This window comes from Candidatus Nitrosocosmicus sp. FF01 (assembly GCF_047711275.1).
Classification (GTDB): Archaea; Thermoproteota; Nitrososphaeria; order Nitrososphaerales; family Nitrososphaeraceae; genus Nitrosocosmicus.
Genome location: NZ_JBLNIG010000002.1, coordinates 1 through 14961 on the forward strand (window position 1 = coordinate 1; position 14961 = coordinate 14961).

The window sequence follows — 14961 nt, forward strand, 5'->3', positions numbered from 1 at the left end:
TCTAAGTAGCAATACAAAGTTGTATCTTATCATTTTTCAGTCTTTGTAAGTTAACAAACTATATCGTTAATTCGAAAATTATACATAAAAATCATAATCTTTCTGTCTTTTGTAGTAATTATTTCAAAAGAAAATATCAGGATGTAAAACTTTTAAGAAATAATGTAAACCCTTTAATAGGCGGACACCATAGATATTGTGATCAACATGCAATTAATACCAATAACATACAAAAGCGATGTAGATATGTATCAACAGCAACAACAAATTCAAGGCCATGGTCATGCAGACAGAAAGACAATGGGTATAGTGATAGCAATAACTGCCACTTTTATAATTGGGGGTTATGTCTTGGTAAATATACCGCTATCTAATGTAAGCATGGGTTCTATTTTCGATCCATTGCCCGTTTACAAAAACGGTTTAGGATCTGTTAACGGTTATGTAATTGGCTCGCCTGAAGTACCAATTCTTGGAACCATCATGGTTGCCGCTGAGCAAAGCGGAAAATTTCAGACTGTAAGCATAGGCTTAGAACCTGATGGGAAATATGTTTTTCAAGATTTGAAGCCAGGAGTATATATATTGATTGCTTTTTTTCCCGATGGTGAGTATAGAGTGACGAATAACATAAAAGTTGAACCAAACTCGGTGCAGACACTAATTTTCAAATATTAATTTTTTTCTTAGATTTATCTTTAAAGACCAATGGGTTCATTCAGATACACAGGAGATCGGAATTATTTTGAAGTATATGGACTGCGGAGAGATTTAAGATATACCGAGTTTTTTATAAATATTGCTATTGAATCACAATAAACATAAATATACAAACTAGTAGAATTATCATGAAGATTCTAATCACAACTTCAATTTCCATATTGTTGGTATCGGTACATCATCACGTGCCATGGCTGTTACCCATTTAGAGACAACTAATGAAGATTTTCTCAATATAAGAGAAGCGACCATAGATGCTACAGACTCTGAACAAATGTCTGCTTTTCTCAAATTTCATGGACATATTCCAACAAATGATGATGGCGGTGCATTTGGATATTGTATTTTGACACTCAAGGGATTGGATGCAGTTGTCGTCAGTACAATACATCCAGGTATTCTATACAGTAAAGATTAAACTGATACTGATGCTCCAATCTGGCACAATCATTTTATGATTTTATTAAAGGATTCTGAATACTATTTCGAATGTATTTGCGAAGCATTTATATTTATTGGCATGACATTACAATATGATGAATAAATTCATCTTTACAATAACCTCAATTGCAATGCTAAGTGTGATTGCAATGATGACACAAACCATTGGACAAGTCTCCGCACAACAAAATCAAACAGAACAATCGACTCCGTTTATAGTACAAAACACAACCAAGTCAATGGTAGATCCATTACCTGGTCACGAAGCTCATCAAATAGTTATTGCAGCTCCTCCAAGGGATGACGGCAAGATATATTCGGGAATTACCTCATTCACAGCAAGTCAACCAGTTGAAGTGGTAATGTTACATCCATATACTTCAGGAGTGAATACAACTGAGACAGGCGAACCATTGAATGCTCCGTTTGGCGATGGCAAAGTTGCAATTTCTTTGATGAAGCAATTTACCGATTCTCCAGTGAGTGCTGGTTCGCTTGTATTTGCAGGTAACGCTTTGGCATTTCACAATATAGAAGGAAAACCATTCGTGATAACCTATACAATAGATGGGGACATAAGTTCTTTAACACAATGAAGGAAAAGCTTGGGTAGGTAACCTCTTCCACCTTCTTAAATTTTTATAACTATAATCGTTTTCATATTCTTTGGTGGAAATGACCATGAAACAAAGTACAGATAATTTCCTTAGATTTCTCTACTAATTAAATTCGATTTGTAATTATATTCCACTTTTTTATATTTTTAAGAAGAACGCCAAATATAGCCAATTACTTGTTTAATAGTGAATAATATGAATTTAAATGCAAAATTGATAATGACTGCAGCTATAGTAGCAGGAGTTTTATCTATAGGATTACTTTCATACAATCAAATTCAGCAAACAAGTGCACAAGCCGGTGGTTTAGTGGGATTAGAGAACATTCCTGGATTTGACTTATTTAAAGAGAAGGCTCAAGACAATAACATTCTAACTCAAAGCTCAAGTAAAGATTATTTAGATATTGACAAAGCTGTTGTTGCAAAAGCAGCAAATAAGGTTCAAGCTGTTTTACAAGCCCATGGACATATTCCAAAGGATGGTAGCGGAGGTGCATTTGGATATGGTATTTTAACGACACAACAATTGAGTGCCATTATGGTTAGCACAACACATGCAGGTGTATTAGATAGTGAAGACCAAAGAAATGCTAATGATCCAAGATGGCATAATCACTATGTATCATTGGCAAATGTTCCGGGTGACCCATGTGGATCTGATCCAGCCGTAACTTCAATAACATTCCAATCTCCAGGTGAAGTTATTGTAAATAAGGATAAGGCAGTAATGTCAAACCTTCCAGCCAAATTTACGGGAACTAACGCATTAACTGGTGCACCACTCACACTAAATCCTGGAACTAATGTTCAAAATGTAGTTTCGTTTGTTCTTGAACCAATCTTCGACGACGAGGATGAACTAGAAGCCGTATGTGTTAAAGACATTAGACCAGCTGACAAGGTAATAAAGAATTAAATCCTTTATTTTTTGTGACTTCGCATCTTAAAGTTGATTAGAACAGGTACTTTTTGATTAATGTTGATTATTCAATTTTGGTAAAAATGATTTGTATTTCTTAATAACTCCTAATATTGCAAAGGATTTGTGAACAAAGATTCAGTTCAATCTTGAACCATATCCCCACGCGCCCAACCTAAATGATACTATATATAGTAACATGGACAACATAAATAATATACTAGAAAGATCTAATTGTTATTCATTACTTCAAGACTCTTTACTTCATTCCAATATTTCTCAAACATCAATTCTTGAATCAACACTTTGTGCTCCTCATTTGAATAAGTTGCATTTAGTTTGCCGTCTGGAGAATAGTTAACTTGAAGCAAATGTTTGTTGTCAAATATCATCACCATCTCATCTATTTCTGTAATTTTGTTTGTATATCCTAACTTGATTGGCCTGATTTGTGTTGACTTGTTTATATAAGCAATTTGTTTTGTCAAATATACATCTACATCTTCTATGAGAATCTTGATCGATGCCGTTTTTTGTAATATCGATGGTAATTGATGAAGAAAATTACCTTTGTTCAGAAGATAGCATAGGATCTTGTTGGAGGATAATATTGTAAGGTCCTTCTTACAAGTAAGTATTAAAGACTCTACTTCTTTTTCTATGTTTTCGTAATCTGTTATAGTTCTTTGAGCGCTTGTTTTGTCTTCGTATTCTAACTCTTTCTTTCTTGTGGTAAATGGTACGGCCATACTCCACAATTCTTCAAAAATCTGCATTTGTTGTTCGGCGAGAGTTTTAGAATTGCTAAAGTATGTTTGTAAGGATTCATCATTCTGCTTATTAAGTATAAATGCCATGTATCCCATCTCGTCGCGGATTCCAAAATTTCCCCTCAATCCCTCTAAATGTCTAATTTCTAAGAAAGGTAACGTATTAAGAAATCCTATAGTTTCTAAGTTCACATCAGTAATTAGTCTACATCTTATGCCTTTTTCCTTGACCCTTTGTCCTACTAATTCCAATCCTTCTACAAAATATTTAGACGCCCATTTACACATGTCGGCATCCCATACTGTATTATAGCCTAATTCAGTGGAATTCAATCCATCTAAAGTAATTTCAAGCATAATTTTGTAATCCTGAATAACGTCAGTTATTACTGGATAATAATAATTGGACTCTTTTAACTGCTTGAGAGTTATTTCATCCACCATAATGTCTTAAAATTACATTTTATTAAAAAGTTGTTCCTTGTCCCTTCCTTAGACTTTAATTGATAAGATGGGTGAAATATAATTAAGTTAAAATCATTTTAATAGAAAATTATAAGTATAATTCTTTATTCTACATCCCATAGTCCTACAGTTCTAATGATCGGTATGCGAATTGTAAGATATAATACGAATCTCATCAGTTAAGCAACTTTTTAATAGAATGGATTAATCTTACAATTCAGTGGACGAATTAACATTTCGTCAGTTAAAGGAGTCCAAATACTATGAACCTAAAATCACTGATGTAATTACCGATTATAAAATGATGCTTGATCTGGTTGCAGACGCCGTAAGTGTCACAGAAAAAGGATATGATACGGTAATAGATTCAGTTATGTTTAACTTTCTATTGAAATATTTCAAGCATGGAATTGACCTCATAGATAAGCACATAGAAGAAACTGGGGTAAAAATGAGAATGATTGTAGATGCAAACAGCAAAAACATTGATGCGCTAAATGCCATAAAATTTTATGAAATAAAACATGCAGATGGAATACGAGGCAATTTCGGAATATGGGATAAAAGAGCATATATTGTTTTCATATTTCACAAAGAAAGTGAACAACCAGATCAAACATTGTGGAGCAATTCAAAAGAACTTGTAGACAAACAACAAACACTATTTGACAAAATGTGGGATCTTGCCATTCCGCTCTCTGTGAGAAATAAGGAATTAAAGTATCAGCAAGTTCCGCAATATTGTGATACATTATCCAACTCAAGTGAAGTAAAGGCAGAAATTAGTAACGTTGTACAACAGTGTAGGGAAGAATTACTGATAATTTCTTCGGTCAGAATATTAAATTTGCTACTTTTAGCCTCTGATTTTCTCACTCAAGTTTCTGTTCTATTAAAACGTGGAGTTAAAATTAGAATTTTGTGTGATTCCCTAGACACAGACATTGAAAATAAATTCAATTTTATCAATAGTCTAAAATTGGGTAACGAATTGCAATATGGATACTCAAATCAATTTAACAAATTTAATGAACTAGTCCTTATCAGTGATGGCAAAACAATGCTTCGATCTATACTTCAACCCTCAAAAGAATTTATGGCACACCTGTCTACTAATGAAGCCGAAGTTCTAGTACAGGAGATATTATTTGAAAAGTCGTGGAACGAAATTAAAAGTCTGGATGTTGTAAATAGCAACTAGTTTTTGATGTACAAAGACGTTTTCAATCACAAAAATTAACGAAGGACCATCGGGTATAGAATACAAACTAATACTTGATGTTAAAAGGTTAAATGATCACGCAGTAGTATTGCCGTGTTGTATTAGGAGTAAGAGGGATTAACCGTTTTGAATCTCCGAGACTTTGGATTTCGTTCCAATATTTCTCAAATAATACTTCTTGAACCAAGACGGTATGTTCTTCATTAGAGGATAACGCAAATATTTTACCATCCTGTTGGTGTTTTGTCTGCAGTACTTGTTTTTCATCAGTCAGAACAACCATTTCATTGAAACAGCAAAGGCTCTTACCAAATCCATATTTTATTGGATTTTCCCCATTTTGGCTATTTAATTCTGAAATTTGTTTCGAAAATACTTGGTCGGTTTCATCAGTTAATATTTTGATTGAAACACCTCTTTTCTGAGCAGACTGAATTTTACCAAAATTATTATTATTCATAAATAACTGATTTAAAGACCTTAAGGATGAGAAAATTAAAAGTTCTTTTCTACTCTGGTCTACTATGTAATCAAGTTCGTCTTTGAATTCATATATATTATTGATCATTCGCTGATATTTTGGTTGATCGCTTCTATCTAGTTCTCTTATTCGGACAGAAAGTGGAATGCTAATTTCCCATAATTTGTTAAAAAGACCAACCTGTCGTTTCACTAAATCAGGATTATTACTAAATAAGGTTTGATCAGGTAAGTCGCTCTTTTGATGGAAGAGATATACCATATATGCTCTTTGGTCAGCGATCCCCATATTTCCTCTTAGATTATCGACATGATGAATATTTGGAAAATTCAATTCACTTACGCGATCAACATTTTCCTTAGTAGTTTCCACTATCAAGTTCAATTCTACCTCTCCATTTTCTAATCGCTGTTCAACCACTTTTCTTCCGTCCTGAAAATATTTCCAAGCCGAATCAAATATTGCAGGATCCCATACAGTATGGAAATCCTTCTCCGTGAACGGAAGCCCACGACGAACAATTTCATACATCAAATGAGGATCGGATATTATATCAGTCATCACAGGGTTCCGAAAGTTAGATGCAATCAAGTGATTAACCGTAGACTCATCCACAAAAACATATGGTATCACTATTTGTTAAAAACTTCGGTTGTAAATCTATATCGGGTAATACCACATGCTTTCTTAAAATCTGCAATAGTCCTAATACATTAAAACTATTTATGGTTGCATTTTACATTACTCCTAATCTTTGATTAAAGAGGACAATCCTCCTGAGGAAAAAACAGAAGTTATCTATGGTCCCGAGAACATTATAAAAATAAATAATGAATTATGGTCTGAACTAAAAGAATCCGCCGACATTTGTGCAGACAAAAATGTTCCTTATTCATATACTGCTATTCCTCAAGTTGCCAATGCGTTTAGCAAACTCCAAGCCAGAGGTATTAAGGTAAGAATAATCACTGAAATTACTACAGATAATATAGAGTATTGTAAAGAACTGCTCAAACTATGCGAATTGCGTCATCTAGACGAAATAAAGGGAAATTTTGGAATAGGTGATGGTATATATTATAGAGCCAGTGCGAAATCAACAGAAACAGCACCTCCTCCGCTTCTTATATGTAGCACCTTGAGAGCATTAGCAGAACAACAACAATATTTCTTTGATATGCTGTGGAGAAAAGCGGTCCCTGCTAAAAGAAGGATTAAAGAAATAGAAGAAGGATCTGAAAAGAGAATTTATAGAAACAATTCAAGAACCCAAAGAAATACTTGATGTAGTTACGCAAAATAATTGCTTCATCTACAGAAGAAATACAAGTAATAATTTCAAATCAGGAGATACTACATTTATTTGAAAATGAAATCGATTTAATAAATTTATTCAGAGGTCAACTAAAAGAGGGCAATCATATACAGATTATGATTCATCAAGAGAAACAGAACATGGATTCTCAACCTCCGAAACTTGAAGAGCAGTTTCGTAATCTGTATAATCTTAAAAAGAATCACGAAGATCAAATAGAAATACAGAGTATTCTCAGTGACATTTATGAAAGATTAAATGTTTTCATATCAGACAGGGAAACAATAGCAATAATAGAATCAAATAAGTCGATCAAAGACAAAACGACTAATGATGAAGATATATTTGACCTATTGGGTTTGGCCACTTATTCGAATAGTGAATCAACAGTTTCATCTTATGCAACAATATTTGATACACTTTGGATCAGGTCAAGCATGTCAACAGATCCTCAAATAATATGAAATAAATTCTTTAACGGTAGTTTGACTTTTTCTGTAGTTAAATACAACCGTGGGGATACGGTTCAAAATTGAATAGAATCCAAAGTTAATTTTGACACTAACCAATAGAGAAGGGTCCAAATCCCGCATTTCATACCTTTTTGAGATCGATTTGAACCCGCTAGTTAACTTTTGGTTAACCTTTAGAAATGTTATTCAGAATTAAACAGCATATCATAACATCCATCCACTTTCATAATGAGATACTTGTACAGCCGCTTATTAAGATGTTGGTTCAGTCAGGACCTCGCACTCATTACAGAACATGTTCACGTGAACCCAATAACCTGGATACAATATTGTAGGATACTACAAGGTTATCATATCGTCAAAACCGTTTAATTTAAGACAAGCTTTAAAAGATATAAAAATTAATTAATTCGAGTAAAAATGTCAAGTCAAAGCAATCAAGTAAGAGTAATAGTTTTGATCAATGCAAAGGAAGGAAAAAAACAAGAGTTACTAGATCTATTAATGCCGTTAGTAAACCCACCAAGAAAGCGCGAAGGTAATGTTACTTATACTTTTAACAAATCGATCGAAGACCCTAATGAATTATTATTTGATGAAGTGTGGGAAAGCAAAGAAGCATACGACAAACATTACAACAACCAAGAATCAGTAGATTTGAGGACCAAAATTCAAGATTTGGTTTCAAAGCCGATTGAATTTAAACTATATAACGAAATTACAGGTCCCTAATTTTGTTTGATCCCCATTTTTAGAACTAAACTGTCAAGCCTTGATCAGTCACAAATTTAGTTTTCAAAAGTAGATCTAATATCACCATTTTAATAAGTTTAAAAACACAATATACGGATAGTCATATTTCACTATAGTTACAACTACGTATTATTTAGTTCTTATAGTAATTGGACGTTCCTCAAATTGATAAGTACATACATTGCTATGGATCTCTTGGCAAAGACTTGTGACGCTAACTGTATAATTTCCAGGTTCTATATCATTGGGAATTGACAAAATAGCAGAAAAATTTCCATTTGCATCACTTGTGACATTATCGGATATCAACTTGTCACGTTCCTTTTCTAACCAAACCTGTAATAATACATCCGAAGCGGGCTGTCCATTGTACTCAACCCAACCTTTCAAATCTATTGTTTCATTATGACGAAACTCATTCTTATCTATATATGGTATAGGTTTTGATACATGAGTAGCAAGAACATCAAATGAATATGAACCTAGTGAAGTGAAGGATACAGCCAACAATGTAAATAATGTGATAATTCTGACTCCATTGTTCATCTGGTATTGATTTGAGGTGCGTCTAAATTAAAATTTATCCTTTTCTAAATTAGATGTGATGCATACCTGAAGAAAGTTTGAGTTTGGGCGCGTAGGAATTCGTGCGGATATCGGTGTTTTAAATGGGATTCTGCTTCCACTGCTTCTAAGAACTACTTAAACTTATAAAGAAACCAGCATTTTGAAATATTTGGACATTGTCTAATACTCGCATGAAATTATTTTTAATAAGAATTGAAGGAAAAGCAGGTGAACCAATTTGCTAGTCAACTAGATCCGTCTATTATTAGTAATTTTCATTTCTAATTTAATGAAGTCATTGGCACCCTCATCAGTATTCAACACTGTTTCGTTTAGATTACGTGATGAATCCTTAGGAACATTCAGCAAACCTGATTTTTCACCATCCAAGTCAGTTGTATCTTCCGAAGTTCCCTCATACAATTTTATGTTGTAGTGGACATCAATAGACGAATCAGTTTTCCAGTCAAGGGTTAAACGTATCTCACCTCTAACTTCGCCGCCCACCTTGTCGATCCAAACAGGTATGTCGACATGGGTTTGAAAGGGTCCTAGTTGAAATATCTGCGGAACTCCAGCGTTAAATGAGACAGTTTTTTCTTCATCATCTCCGAAATCCTCATAGTCATGTAGAACCATGGTTCCTTCAAGAGCAACTTCACGATACCATGGAGAATCAGGATTGAATGCTGCGGCCGCCAATACGGCTCTAAGTGTGTTAATACGTCCATATCCCATTTCAATATTCCAAGTCCCATTGGAATGAGCCGCGTCTATACTATAAGGTAAAGTCCCAACCTTATCTGCGGTTCTTTCTATGATATTTCGAGCTTCTTCTGGATTTATGGCAGGATATACACTAAAAACTAATCCTGCTAATCCCGACAGATGCGGTACAGCAGCTGATGTTCCTTGAAAATCTAACATATAATCGCCCGAATTATTATATCCCTGCGTTCCTACCATATCGGTAGTAGGTATTAGTATGCCCGGCGCTACTACAGACATTTCTGGTCCAAAATTAGAACCCGTGTATGCTGTCCCGCCTGAGACTGAACTTGTAGGAGATTGACGATTGTCATTTTGATCTGTTCCACCACAAGCCATCACGTATTTACTACTTGCAGGATAATTTATCGTACTATTGTTATTGTTACCAGTAGAAGCGCAAATAAGTGAATCAGTGGATGCCTCACTTAAGGCTGTTTCTACTGCAGTTGTATCTGGAAGATTAAAAAAGATACTCATATTGATGACTCTAGCTTTAAACACGCTTGCAAAATTTATTCCTCTTATCAGTTCCTCTTCAGTCCAGTTTACAAATGCAAGTGGAAGTATCTTACAGTCCCCCGCTACGCCTGCAACTCCAAGTGAATTATTAATTGTAGCGGCAATTATACCTGCAACTGCAGTTCCATGTCCAATTTCTGTAGGACCAGGAGGTTCTACTGGAGAGCCATTTCCCAACATAGTATCCAAGTTTACACCTGGACTAGCAAACTTGAGATCAGGATGAGTTAAATCACATCCAGAATCCAGTACACAAATCACTATATCTCCACTGCCTCTTGATAGATCCCATGTGGTAGTACCTTTGTCAGGAGGCATAGTAACTTCACCACCTGCTCTGATGCGTCTCATATTCCATTGGCTAAGATAATCAGGATCATTGGGAACATTAGATACTGGAACTACCATAGGCATGTGCTCAAAACGTATTAGGCTATAAACATCTGTATCAGAATCTAAAATACTTTTTATCTTAAACGCATTAAAATTATTCAGATTTCCTATTTCATAGTAGTAAGTATTCTTTCCAGAATACTTTGATTTTTCAATCGACTTTTTCATTGAATAATGGTTGTAAAGATCCTGAGAAATTGATGGTTCATCACTACTTGCTTGAGTTGTAAATGTGAGTATGAGAACGTGTGGTAACGGACATATCATTCCTCGCTGTCCTGAGATATCTGAATTACTATAAACTGGAGCGACCCAATCAAAGTCCTGACCAAATAGATTATGTAATGTTCCGCTCATATCTGCTGGAGTAAATAATTCTGAATTGTATATCCAGAATCTCTTATTGGTATGGTTTATTTTTTCGTCAGGATTCAAAGGATTCTCTAAAGCCATTGGAGACTGAAGGGTACTTGTCACTTGATTGAGTGTATAGGGCTTCTTTAGGCCTAACAACCATCTGTTTCTATCAATACCTATTTTAATACCACTCGGATAGACAATTTCATCTGGGAAATCCACCATGTATACATGGTATATGCAGATATTATTAAGTTAGTTGAAGAACAACCGTTACGTATAATAGCGCCTATGTAAGATCTTAGGTTGTTGAAAATGATTTTCAAGAACAATCAAAATATGATTCATTTCTATGGATAGTAAAGGTAAAACAGAGTTGGATTTTAGTCATTTTCTAAAGTTCTCATATTTATTTGAATACATCTGTGGATATACGGTTCATGGTTGAATAGAATCTAGTATCAAATAATTATATGATTGCCCAATTTATGATTGTCAGATTGAAGTTACCATGGACCCTTGCCATTTTGCATAAGATATTCATTATAATATTTGGTCGATTTGTTTACATCATATGCTTGCCAAATCCAGTATGCAAAAATTACGATACCCAGTATAATAAACAGTGGAATTACTCCTCCAATTATAGAGAGAACCATAGTAATGGCAAGTGCCCAACCGAGTATCAATAGACCAATACCTTTACCAGTTTTACCTATATACATATGTCCAATCCCCTGGAATCCAAAAAAGCCTGCGATTAGTGCGATTAGAACTGCAGTCCCAGGGTTTTTATTCTGAGTTACAACAACAGATTGAGTAACCGATTGAAGTTGTGACTTTCCACATGAAGGACAATATGTGATTTCCTCAGAGGCGAATTCTTTGCCACAGTGCTTACAATATACCATTTGTAATTTCTTGATTTTGAAATATTTAAAAATATAATCCAGATTCTTAAGATTAAATTGTATAAGAGAAAATCCCTTATGGTCTTGTGGAGCACGATTTAAGGAATTTTTGTCGAGCATGTGAAAGCGGATTCAAATCCCAATACATTACACTAATTTTACTATATTATAGTATCATTTAGTTTGGGCGCGTGGGGATTAATGCGGATATCGGTGCTTTAACAGGATTCTACAATGAATTGTTGAAAGAAATACTTAAACTTTCAATGATTAAGCCAAAACTATCTTGTAAAATTATATAGTGAGTTAACAGGAGTTTCCTTTGATGGTATAATAAATAAAAATATAACTCTGATGGATGACTCAGTTACACCCTTACCGTGAGATATTCTGGACCTTTCTTAGGACTATTCGTCATTTCAAAGCAATCATATATGCTTCCGTCATCCTCGTCAACCACACAAACATGAAAATCTTCATTTGCATCGATTAAACCAGACGGCATTACTATTCTAGTGGTATACTGTCCATCTGGAGTATTGGGATCATCATCATACATTGCATCGATCAAATCGATATTGTCTCTTGAATATTGCGGAAACTCTTCGATGTACACGCTCACATCATTAGGTCCGTTTCTCGAACTGTCTATAAATTTCACCTCCACTATAAAGCTGCCCTTTTGAGCATAAGTCGTCGGAACTAATGTAAGAACTAGCGAAATTGATATTGCCAAGACGATCTCCTTTTTGATCATGATGACAAATTATACATCTTTCATATTTAACAATTGTGAATCATTCCCAATAATATGTTAGAGAATACTATAGTAAATTTCATACAGGTTCAAAACATTGTTGTCTCATTAAAGGAGATCTTGATTATCGTTGATAAGTGATTTAGGTGCGCGGGGATACGATTCAAGGTCGAATATAATCACTATGCAAAAATATCAATTCATAGGAGACATATAGAAATTACTTTTGAGCAAATTTGCTTTAAGATTTGAAAGTATTTTCCCTAGGACTATACTTGATCACTCACTAGTATCATTATCAATAGGAACATTGGTCTCTCTCTGAATGTCAAACTCAGTGGTTTCTTCATTGTCTTCATCGTTTGAACCTGTATCACTTTGTGGTGTTTGTTCGATAATATCTACTCGAGGAGCGTCTGCTTTAATTTCATCGTCAAACTGAGGTGGCGTCTGGTTTGGCTCTTCTTTTAGTACAGGTAAATTATTTCCATTGTCTGGAGAGATCCGGCCAACATCTGGGCTGGGTCCTCGTGGTTGAGTGGCTTCACCGCAGTCATAGTGCGTTTTCGTATTAGGATTATAGAGACAGTGCTGACAATATTCCATTTCAATTCCTTCTGGATCGCCAGGTACAATCTCTGTCCAGCAACACGTGGTACCGTAGGTACCAGGATCTGCACCTGGCTGTGTCCAGCATCGGGCATTAGGATCATCAAAAAATTGGTGTTTAGGGGCTCCAAAAATATTTGAAGTAAGAGAAGAAGTCAATAATATAGTAACGAAAAATACAATACTAAAAGCAATGATTTTTGATTTTTGAGACAATATCATCACCATGTGTCTCGATCTTTATAAGGATTTATCGACTTGTTAATGGATTTATCAAAACTAACCAAACAGCAACATTTGCTATCATTACTATTACCTCATATCAGAGTAACAATAAAGTAATTGTTATTATAAAATATATATTATCAAGCCTTTAACAATATACCAGGAATAATGAATTTCTTTTCCAAAATTAGGCAAGACTAAAATGAGTAGAATGTATTGTAATAGTAATAATTATGTTTTAACTACGATAGCAACAATCAGTTTCATACTGCTTTTTTCAACAGTTACAAACCCATTATATGGATATGACTTGGACGATGTAAAATCATCAATAGCATATGAAGAGGCCATTAATGAATTCGATCTGCCAGCAAATGCCAAGAACTTTAGCATGGAACTTGACAATGGATTAATTGCTAACTATTACCTTGCTCCTAATCAGACCTATGTGTTTGATGGAGTGTCGGGTGCGATTTCAGAACAAGATGACAGCGACAATGACGGAGATGGTAAAAAGAAGATCAAATATTATGTGGACGTTACGGTAACAACAACGTACTCGTATCCACAATCACAAGATAAACCTCAGGATCCACGAAACGATCCCAAGTATGATTCTATAGATTGGCAAGACGACCGTGGTGAAGAATACAATTTAAGTCAAGAAGAAATGGATGAGATATTAGAAGAGCAAGAGCAAGAGGAACAGAACAATGACAGTGACAATGACGGCTCAAATGATGAAACCAGTGATAGCACTGATGGACAAGATGATAGCGGTGGAGATGATAGCGGTGGAGATGATAGCGGTGGAGATGATAGCGGTGGAGATGATAGCGGTGGAGATGATAGTTAGAACCCCAGGACATACTATACACAATCCAAAACACCAATTTTTTCTAATTTATGAAATTTAAAAAAGATTATTTATTCATGCTGAATAAATAGCTATTATGGCATCATTCACTGTTAGATGGAATTGCATTTGCCCATATTAAGCGTCTGTTGCACTTTCACAGGCATCTCTTGTATTGCCTTCTACCGACATGCATCCCTCAAGAAATCCTTGATAATAGTCGTCACCACAATTGCTATAGGTTCTCTGATTAAATGGATGGTCTTCACCATCGACTATGCCTCGTTCAAAACAACTGACTTCATCACTACTTGCATGTACCGTTGTAATTCCTCCTAAAGTAATCAGAAAGACAGGTACAAGAATAATTGCCAATCCTATTTTTGAAGACAAAACTGTTGTTTGAATAATATTTGAGTGAAATCTATCGTTCATCATAAACGTCTGCTATAATTACTATATAGGCTTTTTTCTCTGTGGGTCCTATTGATAATGATATCCAAGACCGAGAATATTGATTAATCAATCAATAATAATAACTTGTTGCAAAATCTTGCGAGAGTAGAGGATAAGAAATGGCAAATCACAGCTATGGTCGTCCCTGTAAATCATGATATTGAGCATACCCAAATAGTTCCAGTCGTGTATTAATGCAGAAAAGCACATTCCTGTATCCAGATAGCCATTCATTAAAATAAGGATTGAACTATGTGTTAACTTCAATAGAAAACAAGTTTCAAACGACTTTATGTCATCACTGGAGATTGAGGTTTCAACTTATGGGATAAAAAATCCATTAATTTGATATAGCCTATTAA

The 14961-nt window shown here is 34.7% G+C and carries 17 protein-coding genes; 9 read left to right on the plus strand and 8 right to left on the minus strand.

The annotated features are described in order from the left end of the window. The first annotated feature begins 207 nt into the window (after positions 1–207). The 4 genes from ACMT7R_RS05425 (at position 208) to ACMT7R_RS05440 (ending at position 2696) form a co-directional block, all read left to right on the plus strand. A complete protein-coding gene (locus tag ACMT7R_RS05425) occupies positions 208–678 on the plus strand; it encodes a carboxypeptidase-like regulatory domain-containing protein (protein ID WP_415310591.1) in 471 nt (156 codons plus the stop codon). A gap of 232 nt (positions 679–910) precedes the next feature. Then, entirely contained in the window at positions 911–1138 is a 228-nt protein-coding gene (locus ACMT7R_RS05430) for a hypothetical protein (RefSeq protein WP_415310592.1), read from the plus strand. Between the two features lie 115 nt (positions 1139–1253). Further along, positions 1254–1757, plus strand: coding sequence for a hypothetical protein (locus ACMT7R_RS05435; protein WP_415310594.1), 504 nt, complete (start codon positions 1254–1256; stop codon positions 1755–1757). Between the two features lie 216 nt (positions 1758–1973). Further along, on the plus strand, positions 1974–2696 hold the full coding sequence (locus ACMT7R_RS05440) for a hypothetical protein (protein WP_415310596.1): 723 nt from the start codon (positions 1974–1976) through the stop codon (positions 2694–2696). A 233-nt stretch (positions 2697–2929) separates the two neighbouring features. Here the strand turns inward: ACMT7R_RS05440 and ACMT7R_RS05445 are convergent, their stop codons facing one another. Further along, positions 2930–3913, minus strand: a complete 984-nt coding sequence (locus ACMT7R_RS05445) for a hypothetical protein (protein WP_415310597.1) — start codon at positions 3911–3913, stop codon at positions 2930–2932. Positions 3914–4154: 241 nt separating this feature from the next. Here ACMT7R_RS05445 and ACMT7R_RS05450 point away from each other — a divergent pair, with 241 nt between their 5' ends. Then, positions 4155–5135: a hypothetical protein gene (locus ACMT7R_RS05450; RefSeq protein ID WP_415310599.1), complete on the plus strand. Its 981-nt coding sequence runs from the start codon at positions 4155–4157 to the stop codon at positions 5133–5135. Positions 5136–5223: 88 nt separating this feature from the next. Here ACMT7R_RS05450 and ACMT7R_RS05455 read toward each other — a convergent pair whose 3' ends face one another. Then, positions 5224–6252 (minus strand): hypothetical protein, encoded by a 1029-nt coding sequence (locus ACMT7R_RS05455; RefSeq protein ID WP_415310600.1) that lies wholly within the window; start codon positions 6250–6252, stop codon positions 5224–5226. 139 nt (positions 6253–6391) lie between these two features. Here ACMT7R_RS05455 and ACMT7R_RS05460 point away from each other — a divergent pair, with 139 nt between their 5' ends. The 3 genes from ACMT7R_RS05460 to ACMT7R_RS05470 all read left to right on the plus strand — a co-directional run bounded on the left by ACMT7R_RS05460 (position 6392) and on the right by ACMT7R_RS05470 (position 8157). Next, entirely contained in the window at positions 6392–6922 is a 531-nt protein-coding gene (locus ACMT7R_RS05460; RefSeq protein WP_415310601.1) for a hypothetical protein, read from the plus strand. A 170-nt stretch (positions 6923–7092) separates the two neighbouring features. Then, a complete protein-coding gene (locus ACMT7R_RS05465; protein WP_415310602.1) occupies positions 7093–7416 on the plus strand; it encodes a hypothetical protein in 324 nt (107 codons plus the stop codon). 429 nt (positions 7417–7845) lie between these two features. Further along, positions 7846–8157 (plus strand): putative quinol monooxygenase, encoded by a 312-nt coding sequence (locus tag ACMT7R_RS05470; RefSeq protein ID WP_415310603.1) that lies wholly within the window; start codon positions 7846–7848, stop codon positions 8155–8157. A 150-nt stretch (positions 8158–8307) separates the two neighbouring features. Here ACMT7R_RS05470 and ACMT7R_RS05475 read toward each other — a convergent pair whose 3' ends face one another. The 5 genes from ACMT7R_RS05475 to ACMT7R_RS05495 all read right to left on the minus strand — a co-directional run bounded on the left by ACMT7R_RS05475 (position 8308) and on the right by ACMT7R_RS05495 (position 13278). After that, positions 8308–8724, minus strand: a complete 417-nt coding sequence (locus ACMT7R_RS05475) for a hypothetical protein (protein ID WP_415310604.1) — start codon at positions 8722–8724, stop codon at positions 8308–8310. A 270-nt stretch (positions 8725–8994) separates the two neighbouring features. Further along, entirely contained in the window at positions 8995–11010 is a 2016-nt protein-coding gene (locus ACMT7R_RS05480) for a S8 family serine peptidase (protein WP_415310605.1), read from the minus strand. A 281-nt stretch (positions 11011–11291) separates the two neighbouring features. Further along, on the minus strand, positions 11292–11696 hold the full coding sequence (locus ACMT7R_RS05485; RefSeq protein ID WP_415310606.1) for a hypothetical protein: 405 nt from the start codon (positions 11694–11696) through the stop codon (positions 11292–11294). A gap of 367 nt (positions 11697–12063) precedes the next feature. Further along, positions 12064–12432, minus strand: coding sequence for a hypothetical protein (locus ACMT7R_RS05490; RefSeq protein WP_415310607.1), 369 nt, complete (start codon positions 12430–12432; stop codon positions 12064–12066). 300 nt (positions 12433–12732) lie between these two features. After that, entirely contained in the window at positions 12733–13278 is a 546-nt protein-coding gene (locus ACMT7R_RS05495) for a hypothetical protein (protein WP_415310608.1), read from the minus strand. A gap of 211 nt (positions 13279–13489) precedes the next feature. Here ACMT7R_RS05495 and ACMT7R_RS05500 point away from each other — a divergent pair, with 211 nt between their 5' ends. Then, a complete protein-coding gene (locus ACMT7R_RS05500) occupies positions 13490–14143 on the plus strand; it encodes a hypothetical protein (protein ID WP_415310609.1) in 654 nt (217 codons plus the stop codon). A 138-nt stretch (positions 14144–14281) separates the two neighbouring features. Here the strand turns inward: ACMT7R_RS05500 and ACMT7R_RS05505 are convergent, their stop codons facing one another. After that, positions 14282–14581, minus strand: coding sequence for a hypothetical protein (locus tag ACMT7R_RS05505; RefSeq protein WP_415310610.1), 300 nt, complete (start codon positions 14579–14581; stop codon positions 14282–14284). Between the last annotated feature and the right edge of the window lie 380 nt (positions 14582–14961).

What these genes read in the sequence shown, in the direction of transcription:
- ACMT7R_RS05500 (WP_415310609.1), top strand. Translation starts at nt 13,490, where the DNA reads ATGAGTAGAATGTATTGTAATAGTAATAATTATGTTTTAACTACGATA.
- ACMT7R_RS05475 (WP_415310604.1), bottom strand. Translation starts at nt 8,724, where the DNA reads ATGAACAATGGAGTCAGAATTATCACATTATTTACATTGTTGGCTGTA.
- ACMT7R_RS05470 (WP_415310603.1), top strand. Translation starts at nt 7,846, where the DNA reads ATGTCAAGTCAAAGCAATCAAGTAAGAGTAATAGTTTTGATCAATGCA.
- ACMT7R_RS05445 (WP_415310597.1), bottom strand. Translation starts at nt 3,913, where the DNA reads ATGGTGGATGAAATAACTCTCAAGCAGTTAAAAGAGTCCAATTATTAT.
- ACMT7R_RS05430 (WP_415310592.1), top strand. Translation starts at nt 911, where the DNA reads ATGGCTGTTACCCATTTAGAGACAACTAATGAAGATTTTCTCAATATA.
- ACMT7R_RS05435 (WP_415310594.1), top strand. Translation starts at nt 1,254, where the DNA reads ATGATGAATAAATTCATCTTTACAATAACCTCAATTGCAATGCTAAGT.
- ACMT7R_RS05425 (WP_415310591.1), top strand. Translation starts at nt 208, where the DNA reads ATGCAATTAATACCAATAACATACAAAAGCGATGTAGATATGTATCAA.
- ACMT7R_RS05485 (WP_415310606.1), bottom strand. Translation starts at nt 11,696, where the DNA reads ATGGTATATTGTAAGCACTGTGGCAAAGAATTCGCCTCTGAGGAAATC.
- ACMT7R_RS05465 (WP_415310602.1), top strand. Translation starts at nt 7,093, where the DNA reads ATGGATTCTCAACCTCCGAAACTTGAAGAGCAGTTTCGTAATCTGTAT.
- ACMT7R_RS05440 (WP_415310596.1), top strand. Translation starts at nt 1,974, where the DNA reads ATGAATTTAAATGCAAAATTGATAATGACTGCAGCTATAGTAGCAGGA.
- ACMT7R_RS05505 (WP_415310610.1), bottom strand. Translation starts at nt 14,581, where the DNA reads ATGATGAACGATAGATTTCACTCAAATATTATTCAAACAACAGTTTTG.
- ACMT7R_RS05480 (WP_415310605.1), bottom strand. Translation starts at nt 11,010, where the DNA reads ATGGTGGATTTCCCAGATGAAATTGTCTATCCGAGTGGTATTAAAATA.